At 69.5% G+C, this 20,966-nt stretch carries 19 protein-coding genes; 7 read left to right on the top strand and 12 right to left on the bottom strand.

The window, feature by feature from the left end; translation table 11 throughout:
- Positions 1-223: 223 nt before the first annotated feature.
- Positions 224-1,372 (bottom strand): MFS transporter, encoded by a 1,149-nt coding sequence (locus QH270_RS31985; RefSeq protein ID WP_280348265.1) that lies wholly within the window; start codon positions 1,370-1,372, stop codon positions 224-226.
- 208 nt (positions 1,373-1,580) lie between these two features.
- Between QH270_RS31985 and QH270_RS31980 the strand changes: the two genes are divergently transcribed.
- The 4 genes from QH270_RS31980 to QH270_RS31965 all read left to right on the top strand — a co-directional run bounded on the left by QH270_RS31980 (position 1,581) and on the right by QH270_RS31965 (position 5,423).
- Positions 1,581-2,252, top strand: coding sequence for a FadR/GntR family transcriptional regulator (locus QH270_RS31980; protein ID WP_280348262.1), 672 nt, complete (start codon positions 1,581-1,583; stop codon positions 2,250-2,252).
- 140 nt (positions 2,253-2,392) lie between these two features.
- Positions 2,393-3,874 carry a nitrate/nitrite transporter gene (locus tag QH270_RS31975; protein ID WP_280348261.1) on the top strand — a complete coding sequence of 494 codons (1,482 nt, stop codon included), beginning with the start codon at positions 2,393-2,395 and terminating at the stop codon, positions 3,872-3,874.
- 161 nt (positions 3,875-4,035) lie between these two features.
- The gene (locus QH270_RS31970) at positions 4,036-4,569 is read left to right on the top strand and encodes a GNAT family N-acetyltransferase (RefSeq protein ID WP_280348259.1); all 534 of its coding nucleotides are present in this window, start codon (positions 4,036-4,038) and stop codon (positions 4,567-4,569) included.
- Entirely contained in the window at positions 4,566-5,423 is an 858-nt protein-coding gene (locus tag QH270_RS31965; RefSeq protein WP_280348257.1) for a hypothetical protein, read from the top strand. Before QH270_RS31970 ends, QH270_RS31965 begins: the two co-directional genes overlap by 4 nt.
- On the opposite strand, the gene QH270_RS31960 is transcribed toward QH270_RS31965, so the two are convergent.
- The 7 genes from QH270_RS31960 to QH270_RS31930 form a co-directional block, all read right to left on the bottom strand.
- The gene (locus QH270_RS31960; protein WP_280348255.1) at positions 5,424-6,392 is read right to left on the bottom strand and encodes an SCO2521 family protein; all 969 of its coding nucleotides are present in this window, start codon (positions 6,390-6,392) and stop codon (positions 5,424-5,426) included.
- Between the two features lie 40 nt (positions 6,393-6,432).
- Positions 6,433-7,434 carry an SCO2522 family protein gene (locus QH270_RS31955; protein WP_280348253.1) on the bottom strand — a complete coding sequence of 334 codons (1,002 nt, stop codon included), beginning with the start codon at positions 7,432-7,434 and terminating at the stop codon, positions 6,433-6,435.
- 52 nt (positions 7,435-7,486) lie between these two features.
- Positions 7,487-8,407 (bottom strand): SCO2523 family variant P-loop protein, encoded by a 921-nt coding sequence (locus tag QH270_RS31950; protein WP_280348251.1) that lies wholly within the window; start codon positions 8,405-8,407, stop codon positions 7,487-7,489.
- Positions 8,408-8,411: 4 nt separating this feature from the next.
- On the bottom strand, positions 8,412-10,268 hold the full coding sequence (locus tag QH270_RS31945) for an SCO2524 family protein (protein ID WP_280348249.1): 1,857 nt from the start codon (positions 10,266-10,268) through the stop codon (positions 8,412-8,414).
- Between the two features lie 171 nt (positions 10,269-10,439).
- A complete protein-coding gene (locus QH270_RS31940; RefSeq protein ID WP_280348247.1) occupies positions 10,440-11,291 on the bottom strand; it encodes a TIGR02569 family protein in 852 nt (283 codons plus the stop codon).
- Between the two features lie 113 nt (positions 11,292-11,404).
- The gene (gene moeZ / locus QH270_RS31935; protein ID WP_280348245.1) at positions 11,405-12,586 is read right to left on the bottom strand and encodes an adenylyltransferase/sulfurtransferase MoeZ; all 1,182 of its coding nucleotides are present in this window, start codon (positions 12,584-12,586) and stop codon (positions 11,405-11,407) included.
- A gap of 201 nt (positions 12,587-12,787) precedes the next feature.
- Entirely contained in the window at positions 12,788-13,879 is a 1,092-nt protein-coding gene (locus QH270_RS31930; RefSeq protein WP_432420463.1) for a DUF3152 domain-containing protein, read from the bottom strand.
- A gap of 193 nt (positions 13,880-14,072) precedes the next feature.
- Here QH270_RS31930 and QH270_RS31925 point away from each other — a divergent pair, with 193 nt between their 5' ends.
- The gene (locus tag QH270_RS31925) at positions 14,073-14,735 is read left to right on the top strand and encodes a TetR/AcrR family transcriptional regulator (protein ID WP_019048689.1); all 663 of its coding nucleotides are present in this window, start codon (positions 14,073-14,075) and stop codon (positions 14,733-14,735) included.
- Positions 14,736-14,791: 56 nt separating this feature from the next.
- Here QH270_RS31925 and QH270_RS31920 read toward each other — a convergent pair whose 3' ends face one another.
- On the bottom strand, positions 14,792-15,019 hold the full coding sequence (locus QH270_RS31920) for a DUF3107 domain-containing protein (protein ID WP_280217457.1): 228 nt from the start codon (positions 15,017-15,019) through the stop codon (positions 14,792-14,794).
- Positions 15,020-15,113: 94 nt separating this feature from the next.
- A complete protein-coding gene (locus QH270_RS31915; protein ID WP_280348242.1) occupies positions 15,114-15,650 on the bottom strand; it encodes a YceI family protein in 537 nt (178 codons plus the stop codon).
- Between the two features lie 100 nt (positions 15,651-15,750).
- On the opposite strand from QH270_RS31915, the gene QH270_RS31910 reads away from it, so the two are divergent.
- Positions 15,751-16,593 (top strand): helix-turn-helix transcriptional regulator, encoded by an 843-nt coding sequence (locus QH270_RS31910; RefSeq protein WP_280348239.1) that lies wholly within the window; start codon positions 15,751-15,753, stop codon positions 16,591-16,593.
- 3 nt (positions 16,594-16,596) lie between these two features.
- Here the strand turns inward: QH270_RS31910 and QH270_RS31905 are convergent, their stop codons facing one another.
- Both QH270_RS31905 and QH270_RS31900 read right to left on the bottom strand, forming a co-directional pair.
- The gene (locus QH270_RS31905; protein WP_280348237.1) at positions 16,597-17,286 is read right to left on the bottom strand and encodes a ferritin-like fold-containing protein; all 690 of its coding nucleotides are present in this window, start codon (positions 17,284-17,286) and stop codon (positions 16,597-16,599) included.
- A 28-nt stretch (positions 17,287-17,314) separates the two neighbouring features.
- On the bottom strand, positions 17,315-18,367 hold the full coding sequence (locus QH270_RS31900) for an alpha/beta fold hydrolase (RefSeq protein WP_280348235.1): 1,053 nt from the start codon (positions 18,365-18,367) through the stop codon (positions 17,315-17,317).
- A gap of 445 nt (positions 18,368-18,812) precedes the next feature.
- On the opposite strand from QH270_RS31900, the gene QH270_RS31895 reads away from it, so the two are divergent.
- Positions 18,813-20,702 (top strand): DEAD/DEAH box helicase, encoded by a 1,890-nt coding sequence (locus QH270_RS31895; protein WP_280348233.1) that lies wholly within the window; start codon positions 18,813-18,815, stop codon positions 20,700-20,702.
- Positions 20,703-20,966: the final 264 nt, after the last annotated feature.

Raw genomic sequence — 20,966 nt, 5'->3', positions numbered from 1 at the left:
TCCCCGAAGTGGGGGGGTAACCCCCAAGGGGTAAATGAGACGCGGGCCGCGCCGGGGCGAACACCCCCCCCCCCCCCAGCGGGGGGGAAAACACACCGCCCAACACCCACCAAAACCCCCTAACCCCCCGGGGGGGGGGGGCCCCCCCCCCTTTCCCCGCCACTCAACACCCCCGCCGGGTAATGCGCACTTCGGGGAATGGCCGACGGTGAGGAGTTCGCCGTCACCAGGTCTCTTCGAGCATGCGCGGCTTGCACGCCTGCCAGGCACCGGCGAGCAGGACGGCGAGGGCGAGGACGAGCAGGCCGAACGGGGCCGGCCAGCCGCCGGTCCAGGTGTGCAGCATGCCGAACAGCAGCGGGCCGACGCAGGCGACGGCGTAACCGACGCCCTGGGTGAACCCGGACAGCGCCGCCGAACCCCGCGGGGTGCGGGTCCGCAGGTTGATCAGGGTCAGCGCCATCGGGAAGGTGCTCGGGCCGAGGCCGAGCAGCACCACCCACAGCACCGGCGCGCCCATGGGCGCGATCAGCAGGCCCGCGAAGGCGATGACGAACAGCGCGACGCAGCCGACGACCACGGGGAACGGATTGCGCATCCGCGAGACCACGGTCGGCGCGGCGAGCGCGGGGATCAGGCCCATCAGCGCGAACAGTCCGACCATGCTGCCGCCGAAGCCGGCGCTCGCGCCCGCGTCGGACAGGATCTTGGGCAGCCAGGCGAACATGGCGTAGGTGGTCAGCGAGGTCATGCCGAACATCGCGGCCATCCCCCAGGCCACCGGTGAGCGCCAGACCTTGCCCGCGGCGGGCGCGGGTTCGGCGGGCAGCGCGGTGACGTCGACCAGGTCGCGCCCCTTGCGGTCGCGCAGCACGAACAGCCACGGCACCGCGGCGGCGAAGCCGACCAGCGCCCACACGCCCATCGAGATCCGCCAGCCGTGGTCCTCGGCCAGCGGCACCGCGACGAAGGCGGGCACGACGGTGCTCAGCTGCACCATCACGATGTAGAGGGAGCTGATCGCCGCGAGCTGGTCGGCGAAATACCGCTTCACCAGCGGCGGGATCACCACGTTGCCGATGCCCATGCCGAGCAGGACAACACCGGAGAAGGCCAGCAGTTCGCCGGTGCTGTGCGCGAACACCCTGGTCAGCGAGCCGACACCGGCGAGCAGCATGGCGACGAGGACGGTGCGCTCGAGCCCGTACCGGCGCACCAGCACCGGCGTCACCAGTCCGGCGATGGCGAACATGGCGGTCGGCAGCATGCCGAAGACCCCGACGATCGCCGTCCCGAAGCCGACGTCGGCGCCGATCTCCTCCGCCAGCGGGCTGAACGCGGTGACCGCGGCGCGCAGCGTGAGCGCGGACATGACGATGGCCGCGAGAACCAGCAGCCGCCCCTCGGTCAGCGAGCGACGACTGATCCCCTCGTCGACCACGACCTCTGACTCGAGGTCACGCGGATGCGGGGCGGTAGCGGATTCGTGGAGTGGCGGCACCCCGAAATCATAGGATGACCCGATGACCATGTCCAAGGGATTGTGAGCAATGTCCACCCGGCCCAGTACCCTTGCGAACGTGCAACCCGTCCGGCGAACCAGCCTCATCGCCCAGGTCACCGAGCAGCTTCGGGCCGAAATCCGTTCCGGCCGTTGGCCAGTCGGCCAACGGATACCCACCGAACCGGAACTCACCGAGCTCACCGGGACCGGGCGGAACACCGTCCGCGAGGGCGTGCAAGCCCTCGTCCACGCAGGCATGCTCGAACGCCGTCAGGGCTCGGGCACCTATGTGATCGCCACCTCCGAGGTCGGCGGCACCCTGGCCAAGTACTTCGCCGACGCCGAGGAACGCGACATCCTCGAGCTCCGGCAGGCCCTCGACACCACCGCGGCGGGCCTGGCCGCACGGCGCCGCGACGACACCGACATCGCCAACCTGCGCCGCCTGCTGGCCGAACGCAGCAACCGCACCTGGAACGAACCCGACCCGGTGGCCATCGCCGCCGACGTGGAGTTGCACCGCGCGATCGTGGTCGCCAGCCACAACGCGGTATACCTGGAGTTCTACGATTCGCTGCTGCCGATCATCGAGCAGGTGATCCACGCGCGCACCTCCCGCTCCGACGACGCCTACGACACCGAGCACGCCGAACTGGTGCAGGCCGTCATCGACGGTGACGCCGACAAGGCGATGCAGGCCGCCCGCTGCTTCCTCGCCACACTCATCGGCCAGTACCCCGATCGCTGATGTAACCGGACAGTCACCGGCCGCGGATTTCCCCGGTGAGCCCGAGTTGGCTGGATCGTCACCTGAGGCCACGACTACGCAACAACCGCTTCCTACCGTTGATTCGACCCCGCGTTACGCGCTCGATCGAGAGGAAGCCGATGACCGCGATTGCCGCCACCGGCCAGGAGACGGACAACCCGTCCTTCACATATGAGAAGAAGGGTCGCTGGCTGACCCACTGGGAACCCGACAACCTGAAATTCTGGGAATCCGGCGGTCAGCGGACCGCCCGCAAGAATCTGCTCTTCTCCGTCTTCGCCGAGAATCTCGGCTTCAGTGTCTGGGTCATCTGGGGCACGGTCGTCACCAGCATGGGCGCCGCCGGCTTCGGATTCCTCGAAGGGCTCGGCAAGGGCAACCCGGTCGCTGTGAGCAACGCCCTGCTGCTGACCTCGACGCCCACCCTGGTCGGCGCGGCCCTGCGCATCCCGTACACCTTCGCGATCCCCCGGTTCGGCGGGCGGGCGTTCACCGCGTTCAGCGCGGCCATGCTGCTCGTCCCGACGCTGGGCCTGGCCTATTTCGTCAACCAGCCCGGCACGCCGATGTGGGTGTTCCTGGTGCTCGCCGCGCTCGCCGGTTTCGGCGGCGGCAACTTCTCCTCCTCGATGGCCAACATCTCCTTCTTCTTCCCCGAGGGCAAGAAGGGGGCCGCGCTCGGCATCAACGCCGCCGGCGGCAACCTCGGTGTCGCGCAGACCCAGCTGGTGCTGCCGCTGCTGATCACCTTCGGTACGCACCTGATGGCCAAGGACGCGGCGGGCTACCGGTTCGGCATCACGCTCGCCGTGCTGGTGTGGATTCCGTTCATCCTCATCGCCACGTTCGGCGCCCTGCGCTACATGGATTCGATCACCAACGCCAAGTCCGACGGCAAGTCCTACAAGCTGGCGCTGACCAATCCGCACACCTGGATCATGTCGTTCCTCTACATCGGCACCTTCGGCTCGTTCATCGGCTTCTCCTTCGCCTTCCCCACCCTGATCAAGGCGAACTTCCCCGACCTGGCCAAGATCGGCTGGATCACCACGCTGGGCAACCTGGCCTTCCTCGGCGCGCTGGTCGGCTCGTTCAGCCGCCCGTTCGGCGGCTGGGTCTCCGACAAGATCGGCGGCGCCAAGATCACCGTGTTCGTGTTCTCCGGCATGGCCGTCGCGGTCGCGCTGATCATGGTGGCACTGGACCTGAAGAGCTTCCCGCTCTACCTGGCCGCATTCCTGCTGCTGTTCGTGCTCACCGGTATCGGCAACGGCTCGACCTACCGGATGATCCCGTCCATCTTCAGCGCCACCGCCAAGAAGCACGCCTCCGAACACGGCCTCGACCTCACCGAGGCCACCGCCTCGGCCCGCCGCCAGGCCGGCGCCGCGATCGGTGTCATCGGCGCGATCGGCGCCTCCGGCGGCTATGTCCTGCAGCAGGCACTTCGCCTGTCCAACATCAACTTCGGCTCGATGGCCCCCGCCTTCTGGGCCTACGCGGGCGCCTTCCTGGTGATGGCCGCCGTCACCTGGTGGTACTACCTGCGCAGTTCCTTCGCCATCGAGAAGGTCCCCTCCCTGGCCTACGCCAACGTCTGACCCCCAGCTCACCGACCACGAAGGCCGCGTCCGGGTTCCCCTCGCCGGACGCCGCCTTCGGCAGTGTGCCAACGCATTTAGGCCATCGTGGTGGCCGCGACCGGTGCCGCGCTCTACTCTGGAAATGCAGACTTGCATCGGGGCGGCAGAGGTGAGCGGTATTGAACATCTCGAACGAGCAGGCAGAGCTACGATTCCGGTCCGCCACCGTCGATGATCTGGCCGCGATCGCCGAACTCGAGTCGAAAGAATTCATGCCGCTGGCCTACCCCTATTTCGCGCTGCGGCAATTGTTCGATATTCACGGATCACAATGGGTGGTCGCCGATCTGGATGGTTCGATCTGCGGCTACGCACTCGTCGCCGTCGGCAGGCGCAGCGCGTGGCTGATCGGCCTCGCGGTGTCATCACGCTATCAGGGCCAGGGGCTGGGCCGGTCGCTGCTGGATCGTGCGCTGGCGCGCTGCCGGTCCTCGCAGGTGGAAGCCATCTTCATCACCGTGCGGCCCTCCAATGTGCCCGCGACCAACCTCTACAAGGACTCCGGCTTCACCTGGCTCGACCACGAGGAACAGTACTTCGGGGCCGGCGAGCCACGAGATCTGCTGGTACACCGTGTATCTCCCGACTGGTCGGCCGCCGACCCGGCCGATCGGCGCTGGCGCAAAGACCGCGGACCGCTGGACGACGGATGACCGAGTACGCCGAACACGACCGGCTCGGCGACTTCGTCGCCTCCAAGACCACGCTCATCCGCAGGCACGCCGGGGCTTTCGCCGAGGTGATCGCCGACTTTCAGCGCGCGCCCGGCGCCGCCACCGAATACACCCTGCTCGACGAGCTCAACCACCGCGTGGAACACTTTCTCGCCGACTATGTCCCGCCGTCCACGCGCCGCGTCGGCGACAGCCTCGTCTTCGCCCACCTCTACCGCGACGCCGACCCCGACGTGCTCGACAACGCGGGCCGCGAGCTGGCCTGCGAGACCGTGCTCACCGCCCTGTTCGCCGCGGAGGTCGAATTCCGCGGGCCGCTGCGCCTGAGCCGCACCCAGTCCACCCTGCTCGCCGACGTCTACGAGGAACTCGGCGAACAACTCTCGGCACACCGGCTGCCCGCGCACGCCGCTCTCGCCTACCGCCAGGCCTACCGCCTGCACACCATCACCGAGAACCCACGCGGCCAGGACCGGTGCGGGCTGAACATGGCGCGAGCCAAGACCAGGGCACGCGGTCCGCGCTGGCGAAGAATGCCCGGCATCGCCTCGGATCTGTTGTGCGGCTACGGGTATCGGCCATTCCTGCTGCTGGCCTGGATCGCACTCGAGATCGCGGTGTTCGTCGCGGTGTTCTACCTGTCGAGCACCGGGATCGGACTCGCCACGGCCGCCAGGGTCGGCCTGCTGAACTTCCTGAATCCGGTGGGCACCGAGGGCCTGCCCCGACTCAGTTCGTTCGCGCAGGCGACCCTGATCGTCGAGTCGTACGCGGGCATCGTGTCGACCTCGGTGTTCTTCGCGCTGCTCGTGCGCCAGCTGTTCCGGCTCTGATCACCAGCGGGTCTGGCTGCGGGTGAGCGCGCCGAGCGTGGCCACCGCGACCCGGTCGCGCAGCTGCCCGATCCGCGAATTCCACTGCACGGTGAAGCCGGGATCGCTCTCCAGACCCGTCCACAGGCCGCGCAGTGGCGGCGGGGTGAACGCGCCGGGCAGCCACAGGTGGACCAGGTGTTCCAGCAGCGGCGTGAGCACCTGGGCGGGTGAACTGCGCGACAGCTCGGCCATCTCGGCCTCGTCGATCACCTCGGTGAGCACGGTGAGCAGCCAGTCGTGCATGGCCAGGTCTTCGCAGAAACGTTGTACCGCACCCAGTTCCGCGTCGTCGCCGACGACGACCGAGGCGAGTCTGGTCTCGTCGTCGACGAGCACGAACGACATGCTCGGCGCCGCACCGCGCTCCACCCTGGCGGCCCAGCGCAGCCGGGACGCACCGGTCTGGATGGGCGGCTTCTGATTCAGCATCGGATCGGTGCGCACGCGCATGTGCAGGCGGGCCGCGATCGCGCCGGGGTCGAGCGTGGCCACGGTCGGATCGCCGGGGCCGAGGAATCCGTCGACGAGCTGGGCGCCGATGTCGGCGGGAATCCGGGTGAGGATCTCGACGAGCCCGATCCGGCTCAGATAGTGACCCCAGCCGCGCCGGTGCGTGCCCTCGCCCGCGGTGACGGTGGCCACGGCCGAGCTCTGCAGAATCCGGCCGCCGAGGACCACGGCGTGAGCCGCGACCGTGCCGACCCCGCGCACCCGGCCGCGCGAGGGTGTGGCGAGCCTGCAGTCGACGCCCTCGGCGATGACCGGGGATTGCGCCCAGCTCACCGGCCGCTCGCGCGATTGCACGCGACGGCCGCGCACCAGGGTCAGCAATTCCGCCGCCGACCCGCGGCTCAGGGCCGCCGACTCCGGGAGCAGGCCGGTACGCACTTCACCCAGAAGTGCCAGCGGACCACCGCTGAGTTGCATTGCTGCAGCGTAACCGGTCGCCCTGGCCACGGCACGGTGATCACACCGTGCTGAGGAAGAAATGCGAGAGGCGGTCGGTGACGTCGTCGGTCATCGTGATGCCCTGCTCGCCCGCGCGCCGGGCGATCAGCGCGACGACGGCCGGATCGGGCTGCACGTGATCCAGGATCATCCGCACCGCGTGCTCGATGCCCACATACCGCTGCGGCAGCAGCGACAGCGAACGGAACGCGGCGAACGGCGCCGCGCGTTCCTGGAGCCGGATCACACTGGGGAAGTCCTCCCAGCGGGCGGGCCACGCGTGATCGGGCGCCCAGTACTCGGCATCCACGATCGCTCTGCCCTCGTAGCGCAGCATCCCCAGCCGCAGCAGCTGCCACACCGAGGCCAGGAACGGGCACGACCAGAGCACGTCCTGCCCGGCGCCGCGGTCCCGCCACATCTCGACATCGAGGAAGATCGAATGATTGCGCGCCGCGAACTCCACCGGCGGCCGGTAGCTGACCTCCATCGCCTGGCCCGGCTCGTGGTCGCTGGACCGCTCACCGTTGCACAGCCAGCCCGACTCCGCGGTCGGTGGCCGCCGCCCGGTGCTGCCGGGCGCCGGTTCGGCGACGATCGCGTCGGCGACCATCTGTGCCAGCGGAATCCGCGGTTCGTCGTGCTGCCTGCGCAGGTACCTGCTGCACCCGGCCTCGCTGGCCAGGTAGTCGATCCGGACGCCGCACTCGCGGGCGATACGCAGCAGTTTGGGCACGATCTGGCGGGGATCGGCCTCGGTCTGGAAGTAGTCGTCGAGCAGGAAGCAGGTACTCACCCGCACCCGCGACGGGCCGCCGGCGACCTCGGCGAATTCCCGCCTGGCGATATCGGTGAAGGCCTCGAGCAGCGGGGCCACCTTGCCGAACTGGGCGGCGATGGCCGTTTCGCCGTTGAGCAGATCGGACATGTAGAAGTGCCCGACCTCGATCGACAGATGCGCGAGCGGAACGTCCTCGATCCGCACGGACGCCGTCGACTCGGCGTAGACGGCGCCACCCACCACTGCAACCCCTTGCCTACCCGACCGGACAGAACCGGAGCGGATTCTAACGCTAGACGCGCACCCAGGTCGCGCGATCCCACAGGCGCCGCGCCAATTCCTCGAACGCCTCCACCGTCGCGCGATTGGCGATGCCCGCGTTGACATCCGCGTCGAGCACGATCTGCTCGCGCCACTGCAGGACCGGTTCCACCGGGGTCTCCCCCAGCAGCGCACCGGCGCCGAGACGGTATTCGGCCGCGAGCGACCGCAGCGCGTCGTTCTGCTTGAGCAGCCACGCCGCCTGCGGGCCGCCGCTGGCCGCGTGCTCGTCGGTGACGCGCGGAACGGCGGTGCGCACGAAGCGGATCCGGGCCAGCAGGTCGTCGGGGGCGTACCCGAGTTCCACCCCGGTCTTCAACAGGCCCTTGGGTCCGTGGACCAGGCCCTGCGCTGCCATCAGGTGCTGACGAGTCCAGCGATGGTAGACCAGCCAGCACACCTCCTTGTCCGGCATGTCCTGCGGCCGTGTCGCTTCCAGGGCGATCTGCATGGCCACCGACCGGCCTGCGCTGAGGTCGACGATCACCACCTTGTAGGTGCTGTCGAGGTCGAGCAGCAGTTCGCGGCAGCGGCGCACCACGTGCTGATCGTTGGCCGACATGGCCTCGCCGCCACCCTCGTCACCGGGCAGCAGTACCAGCTTGCCGCCGCGGGATCGCTGACTGCGCAAGGCATCCCGATTGGTGTTGGCCCGCACGTCGATGCGCTGCGGCAGCGTGTTGTGTCCACGCAGATACGAGTGCAGGCCGCTGCCCGCCTGGGTGCCGCGTTCGACGGCGCTGATCTCGAACAGCGCGCCCGCGGTGGGCGAGCCGAAATCGAAATCCAGATAGGCCGTGCTGATGCCGCGCAGCCCGAGCCGGTACGCCAGATTGCAACTGGTCACCGACCGTCCGGTGCCGCCCTTGTCCGAGGTGGCGAAAACGATCATCGGGTCAGGTGCTCCTCATCGCGTCGAGACGAGCGTAGGCGAGCCGGTCGAGTTCGATCAGGGCCGCCGAGGCGAGCGTGAACGCCGTTCCCGGTTGCAGATTCACCACGTCCCTGGCCCTGGCCAGCTGCTGCTCGACGCCGTCGAGCGCGGTGCGATTGGCCGAGGTGTCCTCGACGCTGACATTGAGCATCTCCTGGTTGAGCAGATGTTCGGCCTCGTTGAGCAGCTCGACGGCGCGCACGACCATGGCGGGCGAGCGCAGCGGCGGCTCGCGGTAGGTGCGGTCGGCGGTGACCAGACATTCGATGACGCGCTCGGTCATGTACCACGACGGGCGGGTCTGGCCGGGCGCGGCCGCGCTGCCGAAGACGGCGCCGGGGTCGTCCCACAGGCCGGCGGCGTCGCCCTCGGAGATCATCCGCAGGTCGAGGTGGTCCATCACCTTCTTGGCCAGTTCCATCAGCCGGTCGCGGGCGGTGATGTTGCCGGACAGGCGCGCCGCCTGCAGGCTGCGCTTGAGCAGCACGGGCGCGAAGTCCGAGGCGATCCACTCCAGCCGGGGGCCGCCGCCTTCGACGAGTTCGCTGCCGCGCAGCGTCATCCGGACGCCGGGGTGGTGCAGCGCGACCGACGGGTCGTCCTGGGTGGTCCGCCGGATGATGCGGCCGCGCCGGGCGAGCTCGTCGAAGATGCCGATCGCGCGGGTCAGGTCGTCGTCGGAGGCTGTGCGGGCGACGAGTTCCTGGATCAGCACCGCGGACACGATCAGCGAGAAGTAGTCCGATTCCTCGCCGTCGGAGGTTCGCCACGGGATGTCCTCCAGCGGCCAGGTGCCGCTGCCGAACCGGGCGACGGTGGCCCAGTAGCGCTGGGTGATGTCCCAGCGGATGCGCAGCGCCTCGGCCAGGCGGTACTGGGTGTCGTCGAGCAGGTCGAGCTCTCTGGTGCGCTGGGAGAGCACGTCGTTGATGCCGTCGAGGGCGGTGATGGTGAAGTACAGGTAGGGGCGGGGATCGGCGTAGCCGATGCTGGAGCCGATCGCGTCGGGGACGAAGTCGACCGGGTCGGCGCCCTGCACAACGCCCCAGCTCCAGCCGCACTCGAAGAGCAGGTCCTCGTCGTCGAGTTCGGATTCCGGCGCCCGGCCCAGGGTGACGTCGTTGCGCAGGCGGGCGCGCACGCGGTCGAGGCTGCGGGCGACCGCGTCGACGACCGCCTTCTCGGACTGGCCCGACTGGTTGAGCATGCCGAGCATCACCTTGCCCGCGGGCGAGCGCGGCGAGGCGGTGTTGACCACGAAACTGCGGACCAGGCCGGTCATCGCGGCGGTCAGGCGGGTGCTCAGGCCGGCGCTCAGCTCGGTGATCCGCGCGCTGACGTCCTTGCGCCGCTCGGTGCGGGCCCAGCGATCGAACACGCGCGCGAAGCCAAGTGCCGCGATGCACAGGGTCACCGACATGGAGTAGCCGTCCACCACCTCGAGGGTGTGCTGGGCCTGGGTGGGTTCGCCGTCGCCAGGAGCGCGCAGGTAGCTGCCCGCGTCGAACCGGGGCAGGCCGTCGGGATCGGTGTTGCGGGCGAGGTATTCCTCGACGAGGCCGAGCACGGTGATGCCGATCCTGGCCTGACCACCGAACGCCTCGAGCACGAATTTCACGTCGTCGGACATGGCCTCGGGCCGGTCCAGCGCGAAGCTCTCGATCTCGGTCGCCGGATAGAGCAGGCACAGCAGCTGCTCGGAATCGCTGATCGAATTCGCGCCGAGCACGCCGTCCCAATGCCATTTCTCGTCCCGGTAGCAGGCCGAGAGCATGGCGCTCCAAATGTCCAGAATCTGTTGTCTGGGCTGGATTCTCACCCGCAGCAATCCTCACCGCTCGTGACGGGCCGCGGTGGGTCCCCCGGTCCGGCGCAGGACACATGGCGGCGATGCTCGATGAAGATAGCACGCGCTACGTCAGGAAACGTTGGGTCTCAATGGATTTGAAACCACATCCGACCCATCGGTCACTATCGGCGCAATCCGCCCTTACAGCGCCAAACGGACCATGTCGGCGGTGCGGGCCAGTCCGGGAAAGGCCTCCGGCGTGGAGCGTGGATGCAGCGCGTGCACGGCCAGACGGAAGATCAAGGCGCGCAACAGCATCTGCGGCCACTCCGGCAGGGTCGACCAGCGCTCGAGGAGGCCGTCGTCGCCACCGCCCCAGGCCAGGGCGTCCACGACGACCACACCGGCCGCCCAGGCCGCGGGCCGCCAGTAGGGGGTGATGTCGGTGAGACCGGGCGTGTGCGCCCCCGAGAACAGGACGGTGCCGAACAGATCGCCGTGCACCAGCTGGTCGGGACTGCGCACCGGCTTGCGCAGGGTGGCCAGCTGGCCGATCAGTTCCAGGCTGCGCTGGCCGTCCGGCGTCGGGGCGATGGGCACGCCGCCCGCGCGCAGGCTGCGCAGCGGCACCGACTCCCAGGCGGCGCGATCGGCCGCGACGAACACGTCGACGTCGACCCACGGCGCGACCGGCGGCTGGACCAGGAACCGTGGGCGTTCCAATTGCGCTGTGGCCTTGTGTAATCGCAGCGAGACCGACACGACCTCGTCGTGCCGCGGTTCCGGGGCGCCGTCGATGTAGGTGTCGGCCCGCCAGCCGGAGACCACGTACCTGCCGTCGGTGGCGCGCACCGGCCGGGCCAACCGCACGCCGTCGACCACCAGTGTCTCGCGCACCTTCGCCGACCACGCGGCCCGCGCGTGATCGGCGACCGGGCTCAACACCACCTCACCCAGCCGCCAGCCGCCGTCCCAATCGCCCAGGGACACCGGTGTCACTTCGCGAAGCCCGAATGTGGCTCGCACATGTTCGGGAGGTTCGACTGAGGTCACGGCCGTACCGTAACCCCGGTGCCGCCGCCGAAGCCCGAAGGCACGCTGGCACACCGGCACATTGCGACCTCGCCGCAATCTTCGGCGAGGTCGGCAACGGCGCAGCTACTCGCTCAGTACACCGGCAGCGACGGATCCACCTGCTTGGCCCAGGCGACGACGCCGCCCTGCAGGTGCGTGGCATCGGCGAAACCGGCCCGCTTGAGCGCGGCCAGCGCCTCGGCCGAACGGATACCGGTCTTGCAGTGCAACACGATCGGCTTGTTCTGCGGCAGCTCGGCCAGCGCCTCACCGGACAGGATGCGATCCTTGGGGATCAGCGTCGCGCCCTGGATGTGCACGATGTCCCACTCGACCGGCTCGCGCACGTCGATCAGTTCGATCTTGTCGGCGTCGAGCAGATCCTTCAGCTCGGCGGCGGTGATCGTCGACCCGGCCGCCGCGGCCATGCCCTCGTCCGAGACCACACCGCAGAACGCCTCGTAGTCGATCAGCTCGGTGATCGGCTGACGTTCCGGATCGCGGCGCAGCTTGATGGTGCGGTAGTTCATGTCCAGTGCGTCGTAGACCATCAGACGGCCGAGCAGCGTCTCGCCGATGCCGGTGATGAGCTTGATCGCCTCGGTCACCATCACCGAACCGATCGACGCGCACAGCACGCCGAGTACGCCGCCCTCGGCGCAGGACGGGACCATGCCCGGCGGCGGGGCCTCCGGGTACAGGTCGCGGTAGTTGATGCCGCGGCCGTCGGGAGCGTCCTCCCAGAACACCGACACCTGACCCTCGAAGCGGTAGATCGAGCCCCACACATAGGGCTTGCCCGCGAGCACGGCGGCGTCGTTGACCAGGTAGCGGGTGGCGAAATTGTCGGTGCCGTCGACGATCAGGTCGTACTCACGGAACAACTCGACCGCGTTGTCGGGCTCGAGACGGATCTTGTGCAGCCGCACGTCGATGCCGGAATTGATCTCCAGGATCGAATCGCGGGCACTGTCGGCCTTGGAGCGGCCGATATCGGATTCGCCGTGGATGACCTGGCGCTGCAGGTTCGACATGTCGACCTCGTCGAACTCGACGATGCCGAGCGTGCCGACCCCGGCCGCGGCCAGGTAGAGCAGCGCGGGCGAACCGAGGCCGCCCGCGCCGATCACGAGCACCTTGGCGTTCTTCAACCGCTTCTGACCGTCGACGCCCAGATCCGGGATGATCAGGTGCCTGCTGTAGCGAGCGACCTCGTCCTTGGTCAGTTCCGCGGCCGGCTCCACGAGCGGCGGCAGAGACCCGTTGAATGACACGTCAGAGCTCCTGTATCTATGGCGGCTGGCGCCGCGGGGTTTCGGCCTCGTGACCTCGCCGCCGCGGGGCGATTCTGCGGCTGCGCCGTTACGCCTCGCCCCGCGGCGGCGAGGCGGCCGAAACCCGTGCGGGTGGGCAATCGTGTCAACGTCGCCCGGCGCCGGGTTCTTCCCGTCCATCGTCGCGCATCACCCTGTGGGTCAGCCCCTCGGGTACGGCCACGGGTTGAAGCGGCAGGTCTTGCCGTCGGCGGGGACCACGCCGTGCGGATCGAGCTGGGCGATGTCGTTGTTCCTGGTGCCGAAGGTCTGCTGCATCATGATCGGCGCGAGCCCGCCGTCGCTCTCGCAGGGCTGGTGGCCGTGGTAGCCGATGGCGTGGCCGACCTCGTGGTTGACCAGGTACTGCCGATACGAGCCGATGTCGCCGTCGAAGGCGAGCGCACCGCGCACCCAGCGCACCTCCGAGAGCACCACCCTGTCGATGTCGGCGTTGTAGCAGGACGAGTCGATCGGGATCTCGAATCCGCAGGCGGCGCGGGTGCTCTCGCGCGAGGTGAGCGAGAGCCGGAAGTCGGGGTCGCCCGCGTCGACGCGCTGGAAGGCGAAGCGGGGGTCGTTGGTCCAGCTCTTCGGGTTGGCCAGGGTGGTCTCGATCATCTTCGCCACGGCCGCGTCACCACCGAAGGGGGTGGTGTCGATGCCGTCCTCCACCTCGACGGTGTAGCGGAAGACGCGCTCGGTGCCCGCCCCCACCTGCGCCGTGGTGCCCGGCACGACATGCCAGGTGCCCGCCGCGCGTTCGACGAATTCGCCGCCCTCCGGCAGCGCGCCCAGCGGCAGATCGGCCGGGAACTTGCCGTCGCCCTCGGGCGGCGCGCCGATGATGCCGGACTGCGCGACACCGGGACTGAGCGCGCCGAAACCGGGTTCGGTGGGCGGGGCGGTGCGCCCGGCACGCACGGCGTCGACCACGACGAGCACCGTCACGGCGAGCAGCACCGGCAGCGCGTAGGCGCGCCAGCCGTAGCGGGAGACGAACCGGCCCAGCGCGCTCTGCTTCTTCGCGTCGCGCTGCGGGCTGCGCGGCCTGCCGGTGTCGGCGTCGGTGGGGTCCCAGCGGGCACGCAGCGGCTGGCGGGATCGGTCGGCGGGCTGATACAGCCCCAGCGGGTCGTAGACCTCGAGTTCTCGCCCTTCTGGCGCCGATGTCACAGAACCGGACTCGGTGGGTGGCGTGGGGCGAGCGGCATCGCGCCCGCCGCCGGATGGTCGTTCCGGGCGGTCGGTCACCCCACCAGATTCTCACAGTGGGTCGGTGGGCTCACGCGGCGGCCGCGCGCGATCGCGCGGTTACGGCCCGGCGAACCTCGCGGCCTGGTACTACATTTCCAGGGCGAAACTTATCGGGAACACCTGGCGGGTATCGTTCGTGGGACACCGGTGGCGTACCCCTGCCGCGGAGTAAACGACAAAGAGAGCCGAGATGACAGACCTCGTGGACCGCATGACCTCGCGCCGATCGGTGCCGGAAACGGTCCCGGCCAAGCGCGGCACCCGGCTACCCCGCGACGAGCGGCGCCAGCAGCTGCTGCTCGCCGCCAGCGAAGTGTTCGTCCAGCGTGGCTATCACGCCGCAGGCATGGACGAGATCTCGCAGGTGGCCGGTGTCAGCAAGCCGGTGCTCTACCAGCACTTCGCCTCCAAGCTGGAGCTGTATCTGGCGGTGCTGCAGAACTATGTCGACATCCTGGTGTCGAGCGTGCGCCAGGCGCTGCGCTCCACCACCGACAACAAGCAGCGCGTGCGTGCCGCCGTCGCCGCGTACTTCGATTTCGTCGACAACGAGATGCAGGGCTTCCGGCTCGTCTTCGAATCCGACCTGACCTCGGAGCCGCAGGTGCAGCGCCGGGTCGAGCAGGCCACCGAGGCCTGTGTGGACGCGGTCTTCGACCTGGTCGCCCACGACTCCGGCCTCGATCCGTACCGGGCTCGCATCCTTGCCGTCGGCCTGGTCGGCGCGAGCCAGTTCACCGCCCGCTACTGGCTCGAGGCCGACCGCCCGATCCCCAAGGACGAGGCCGTCGACACCACCGTCGCGCTCGCCTGGGGCGGCCTCAAGCACGTCCCGCTGCACCCGATCGGCTGACGGACAGACGAAAGCCCCGCACCGGATTCCGGTGCGGGGCTTTTCGCTGTCAGGACTCAGATGGTGGCGAAGCCGACGCGGCCGACGGCCGGGGAGCCGATCTCGACGTAGGCGACCTTGGCCGACTGGATCAGGAACTTGCGACCCTTCTCGTCGGTGAGCGAGACGACGCCGCTCGCGCTGGTCAGCGCCTCGGTCACCAGCGTTTCGATCTCTTCGGGGCTCTGCGCGCTGTTGATCACGAGCTCGCGCGGGCTATCCGAAATACCGATCTTGACCTCCACGGCCAACCTCCGAACGTAAGAGTCCTGTGTTGTCCTCACCAGGCTAGTCGAGCCCGACGACGCCGGTGACACTCCGGCCTGCGCTGAGAGCGAACTAGGCGGGCTCGACGAGTTCGATATCCAGCTCGATCTTCACGGTGTCGGACAGCATGCCCGGCATCGGGCCGCCGACGCCGAAGTCGGTGCGCTTGATGGACCCGGTGGCCGAGAAGCCCGCGTGGCGGGTGCCGTCCATGAAGTCGGCCACACCGCCCCACTCGACGTCGAGGGTCAGCGGCTTGGTGATGCCGCCGAGGGTGGCCTCGCCGGTGACGGTGAACGATTCGGCGACCCGGACCGGGCCGGTCGCGCGGAAGCTCAGGGTGGGACGGTTGGCGACGTCGAGGAAGTCGGCATTGCGGACGTGGGCGTCGCGGTCGGCGTTGCCGGTGTCGAAGGAGTCGAGATCGATGGTGGCGCCGATGGTCGCGGCGCCGCTCTCGTCGACGACGAACTCGGTCTCGAAGCGGGTGAACCCGCCGCGGACCTTCGCGATGCCGAGGTGGCGCACGGTGAACGCGATGATGGAATGGCTGGCGTCCAGCGCCCAGGATCCGGTCTTCAGCTGCTGGGTCTGTGTCGAGGAAGTCATGACACCAGCCTCACCGGACCGTGGTCCGCTAGCCAGACCGCGCTTATCCTGGACCCGGCAGGGCGTGGCTGCCGATCCGGGGACCGGGCACGATGGAGGGATGGTCCACTCAGCCTTCGCCGAACTGCTGATCGCGCGCCGCGCCGAGCTGCGCCCCGAGGACGTCGGCCTGCCCGCGGGCGGCAGGCGCCGCACACCGGGGCTGCGCCGCGAGGAAGTCGCGGTGCTGGCCGGGGTGAGCGCGGACTATCTGGCGCGGCTGGAGCAGGGCCGCGACACCAATCCGTCGATGGCCGTGGTCGACGCGCTGGCCACCGCCCTGCGGTTCAACGACACCGAGCGCTCCCACTTCGGCTGGCTCGCGCTCACCTCGAGCGCCGAGGCCCGCTGCCCGAGCACCGCCTTCGACCCGGCCCTGGATCAGGTTTCGGCCACGCTGCGCGGCGTCATCGACGCGATCGCGCCGACGCCCGCGTTCGCGCTCGGCCCCCGCGCCAACATCCTCGCCTGGAACAGCGCCTGGGAAGACCTGGTCGCCCCGCTCGGTTTGCTCGACGACCCGGACCAGGTGAACCTGGCGGTCTGGACCTTCCGGCACCCGCGGGCGCGCGACACGGTCACCGACTGGCCCCAGTTCGCCGATCACCTCGCCGACCAGCTGGCCCGCACCCGCCTGCGCCGGCCCGACGACGAGCGGGTCGCCGCGATCATCGCGCTGCTGTGCACCGAACCGGAATTCGCGCGCCGCTGGCAGCCGCACCGCCTGGCCGAGGACGTCCCCAGCCTGCTCGGCTTCGAACACCCCACCCGGGGCACCCTCACCTTCACCGTGCAGACCCTCTCGGCGGAGCTCGATCAGCAGGTCGTCATCTGGCTGCCGCGCGAGACCGCCGCGCGCGCACCGGAGCTACGCCTGGTGCAGGGCCGCGCGGCGGGCGAGTGAGTCCTAGAGTCCCAGTTCGGCCATGCGGGCGGCGTGCCGCTCCTGCATGCGGTCGAACAGGGTGGCGATGCCGTTGAGATCACCGGTCGCGGCGAGCACCAGCTCGGCGAGCTCGTCGCGCTGGGCCATCACGTACTGCGCCTGGGTGATCGCCTCGCCGAGCAGGCGGCGACCCCACAGGGTGAGCCGGTCGCGCTCGGAGCGGCTGGCCGCCACCGCGCCGCGCACCTCGTCGACGACGAACTGCGAGTGCCCGGTCTCGGCGAGCACCTCGCGCACCACATCGGCGACCTCGGCGGGGAGCACGCCGACGATCTCGGAGTAGAAGTCGGCGGCGAGCCCGTCACCGACGTAGAACTTCACCATCGACTCGAGCCAGGTCGAGGGATCGGTGGACGCGTGATAGGAGTCCAGCGCGCCCTGGTACTGCGCCATCGAGGACTCCGCGTCGGCGCCACGCGCGGTGAGCGCGGCCTCGAGCGCCTCGAAGTGCGCCAGTTCGGCGGCCGCCATCTTGGCCACCGCCACCCGGCCGTGCAGCGAGGGCGCCAGCTTGGCTTCCTCGGCGAGTCGATAGAACGCGGAGATCTCGCCGTAGGCGAGGACCGCGAACAGTTCGGTCACCCCGGGGTGGTCCGCGGCGAGCGGTTCGGTCGAGACAACGTCCGGCGCGGCAGAGGTCTGTGCTCCCATGGCTACCAACCTTAGTCCCGATCGATGATCAGTCGCGCTCCGCCAGGAACTTGTCCAGGTAGGTCCAGGTGGAGTGGCGGGCGTCGGGACCGGCGAGGATCCCCAGGTGGCTGCCCGGCGCGACCTCGTAGGTGACCGACGGCGAGCCGGTGAGCGTGCGTAGACCGGCCTCGACAGCGGCCTTGGGGGTGATCACGTCGGCGGTGCCGCCGACCAGCAGCACCGGCACCCGCACGTCGGCGAGTTCCACCGTGCGATCGCGCAGTTCCAGGCGGCCCTTGCCGATGTCGTTGGCGAGGATGAACCGGCCCCAGATCTGGCCGTAGAAGCGACCGGGATAGCCGGGCATGGCGGCCTGGAAACGATCGATGGATTCCATTTTCGCCAGCGTCTCGGTGCGCGCGATATTGCTCGCGACGAACAGCGGCCGCGCGATTTCGCGGTCGATCGCGGCGATCCGGTAGGCGAGTTTGGTCAGCGGCGCGGGAATTCCGCCCGCCGCGCGGACGACCGCGGTGGTGGCCCGGCCGCCGGTCAGGCTCGCGACCGCCCGCACCTGCGGCATGCCGAGCATCTTGTCGTAATCGAGCGGCGCGCCGACACCGGTGACCGAGCGGATCGGCAATTCCGGATTCGCGGCGGCGGTGAGCAACGAGAAGACACCGCCGATCGACCAGCCGACCAGATCCACGGGCGCGCCGCCGCGATCGGCGCTCACGCGCCGGATCGCCTCGGGCAGGATGTCGGTGACCCAGTCCTCGAAGCCCATGGCCCGGTCGGCGAAGGAGATGTCGCCGTAGTCGACGAGGTAGGTGGGGCGGCCGTTCGACACCAGATGGCGGGCCAGGCTCTGGTCGGGCCGCAGATCGAAACAGGTCGCCGGAGCCGCCAGCGGCGGGACCAGCAGCACCGCGGAATCCGTTGTGGCCGAAACGGATCCGGATTCATACCGGCGCAACAGGCGATGCGGCTCGTCGTACAGTACGGTCGACGGCGCCGGGTCCGGTGCCTCGATGCCCGCGCCGAAGCTCAGCGCCCACGCGTTGCGCGCGGCGGTGGTGACTGTCTCGGTGATGCTCACGACAAGAATGTCTCATACCTGGTACCGGCGGTACCAAGTGAGCTCTGTTACATCGGGGGACACGCGCGGAAATCCGGTGCCCCGAATTGTGCTGTGACACATCGCCCGAACGCCGAAGGCGAAGGTCACACCCGTTTTCGCGACATCGGCGCCGCGCCCGAAATTCGGGTTGCGCACATTATCACGCTACAATCACCGTGGACAACGCTAGATTCATCGCTCCGGCGCACTGTGCGGACGCGGCTGGCGAAGCCTCCACCCGCGCGACATGCGGGCGGACGGCGGCGGCGAAGTCCACGGAAAATGTGCGCGCACCGAATCCGCATCACCGATGTGCCGCGCCGATGACGCGATAGCGCTCGGTGCAGGCCCGGTGAATATCACAGGCGGATATGTGGTCGTCGTGGGCCGACCGGCCCGCCCCACCTCGTGCGTGCGAGATGCAATGACGAGGAAGGCACGAACCCTGAGCAAGATCACTGTCGAACAGGAACCCGGTTTGACCGACACACTCCTGACGGCCGAACTGGACAACACCCACATCCCGCCGAGTTTCGCCGAATTGGGCGTGCGCTCCGAAATCGTGCGCGCGCTGGGCGAGATCGGCATCGAACGCACCTTCGCCATCCAGGAACTGACCCTGCCGCTGGCGCTGGCCGGCGAGGACCTCATCGGTCAGGCCCGCACCGGCATGGGCAAGACCTTCGGCTTCGGTGTGCCGCTGCTGCACCGCATCGCCACCGCCGACACCGGCACCACTCCGCTCGACGGCACCCCGCGCGCACTGGTCATCGTGCCGACGCGTGAGCTGTGCATCCAGGTCACCAAGGACCTGGAGAACGCGAGCAAGTACCTGAGCAACCACCAGGGTTCGCTGAAGGTCGCCGCCATCTACGGTGGCCGCCCGTACGACACCCAGATCGCCGCGCTGCGCGACGGCGTCGACGTGGTCGTCGGCACCCCCGGCCGCCTGCTGGATCTGGCGAACCAGAACCATCTGATCCTCGGCAAGATCGGCGTGCTGGTCCTCGACGAGGCCGACGAGATGCTCGACCTGGGCTTCCTGCCCGATATCGAGCGCATTCTCTCGATGGTTCCCGACAAGCGCCAGACGATGCTGTTCTCGGCCACGATGCCGGGCCCGATCATCACCCTCGCCCGCACCTTCCTGACCAGGCCGACGCACATCCGCGCCGAGCTGGCCAACGACTCGGCCGTGCACGATCGCACCGCGCAGTTCGTCTACCGCGCGCACGCGCTGGACAAGAGCGAGCTGGTCGCGCGCGTGCTGCAGGCCGAGAGCCGCGGCGCCACGATGATCTTCACCCGCACGAAGCGCACCGCGCAGAAGGTGGCCGACGACCTGGCCGAGCGCGGTTTCGCGGTCGGCGCGGTGCACGGCGACCTGGGCCAGATCGCCCGCGAGAAGGCGCTGACCAAGTTCCGCAAGGGCAGCATCGACGTGCTCGTCGCCACCGATGTCGCCGCGCGCGGCATCGATATCGACGACGTCACCCACGTCATCAACTACCAGTGCCCCGAGGACGAGAAGACCTACGTGCACCGGATCGGCCGCACCGGCCGCGCCGGGCGCACCGGCGTCGCGATCACCCTGATCGACTGGGACGAGCTGCACCGCTGGGCCTCCATCGACAAGGCACTCGGCCTCGGCATCCCCGATCCGGCCGAGACCTACTCGCGCTCGCCGCACCTCTACTCCGATCTCGGCATCCCGGAGGGCGTCACCGGCGTCATCCGCAAGCCGAAGCCGGTGCGCGAGGAAGGCGATGTCGTCGAGGAGCGCGCCGAGCGGCCCAAGTCGACGCGCAGCCGTCGGCGCACTCGCGGTGGCAAGTCCGCGGAGGCGACCGGCACCGAGGCGACCGAGTCCGCGACCGACGCGTCTCCGGCCGAGGATGCCGCCGAGGGCGACAAGCCGGCCCGCCGCAGGCGCCGCCGCCGCAAGCCCGCCGAGGGCGAGGCGACGGCCACCGAGTCGGCGACCGAGTCCGCTCCGACCGAGTCCGGTGACGCTCCGGCCGCCACCGGTGAGACGCAGGCCGCTGCCGCCGACGCGCAGGCCGAGCCCGCCACCGGTGACGAGACCAAGCCCGCCCGCCGACGCCGTCGCCGCACGTCCGCCGAGTCGGGCGAGGCGACCACCGAGGCATCCGCCCCGGCCACCGCCGAGGCATCCGCTCCGGCCACCGCCGAGGCGGCACCGGACGAGACCGACGCCGCGCCCGCCCGGCGCCGCCGTCGGCGCAAGCCGGCCGAGTCCGCCTCGGCCGACAGCCCGGCGCCCGCCGACAACCAGGTGACCGTCGACGCCTGACGCCGACGCCACGCCGAGCGACCCCTGTCCCACCGCGGGACGGGGGTCGCTCCCGTTCGGACAGCTTCCCCGGTCAGGCGCGTGCCGACGGCGGCCGCACCCTTCCGCGCCGGCGGCCCGCCAGGGGCGCGGGCCCCCCCCCCCCGGGCCGGGAAAAAAAAACGCGGTTTTGTGGCCCCCCCCCGGCGGGCCCGGGCCGGTAAAATTTTCGGAGAATAGGTATGCGGGCAACATGTGGTTGGGGGGGGGGTGGGGGTGGGGGGG

The sequence above is a fragment of the Nocardia neocaledoniensis genome (assembly GCF_029868625.1).
GTDB lineage: Bacteria > Actinomycetota > Actinomycetes > Mycobacteriales > Mycobacteriaceae > Nocardia > Nocardia neocaledoniensis_A.
Note: the sequence above shows the minus strand (reverse complement) of the source record. Positions and strands in the feature narration are given on the sequence as shown.

Excerpts from the sequence above, each read along its gene's own strand:
- QH270_RS31985 (WP_280348265.1), bottom strand. The coding sequence starts at position 1,372 with ATGTCCGCGCTCACGCTGCGCGCCGCGGTCACCGCGTTCAGCCCGCTG.
- QH270_RS31975 (WP_280348261.1), top strand. The coding sequence starts at position 2,393 with ATGACCGCGATTGCCGCCACCGGCCAGGAGACGGACAACCCGTCCTTC.
- QH270_RS31965 (WP_280348257.1), top strand. The coding sequence starts at position 4,566 with ATGACCGAGTACGCCGAACACGACCGGCTCGGCGACTTCGTCGCCTCC.
- QH270_RS31960 (WP_280348255.1), bottom strand. The coding sequence starts at position 6,392 with ATGCAACTCAGCGGTGGTCCGCTGGCACTTCTGGGTGAAGTGCGTACC.
- QH270_RS31950 (WP_280348251.1), bottom strand. The coding sequence starts at position 8,407 with ATGATCGTTTTCGCCACCTCGGACAAGGGCGGCACCGGACGGTCGGTG.
- QH270_RS31925 (WP_019048689.1), top strand. The coding sequence starts at position 14,073 with ATGACAGACCTCGTGGACCGCATGACCTCGCGCCGATCGGTGCCGGAA.
- QH270_RS31915 (WP_280348242.1), bottom strand. The coding sequence starts at position 15,650 with ATGACTTCCTCGACACAGACCCAGCAGCTGAAGACCGGATCCTGGGCG.
- QH270_RS31910 (WP_280348239.1), top strand. The coding sequence starts at position 15,751 with ATGGTCCACTCAGCCTTCGCCGAACTGCTGATCGCGCGCCGCGCCGAG.
- QH270_RS31905 (WP_280348237.1), bottom strand. The coding sequence starts at position 17,286 with ATGGGAGCACAGACCTCTGCCGCGCCGGACGTTGTCTCGACCGAACCG.
- QH270_RS31895 (WP_280348233.1), top strand. The coding sequence starts at position 18,813 with ATGACGAGGAAGGCACGAACCCTGAGCAAGATCACTGTCGAACAGGAA.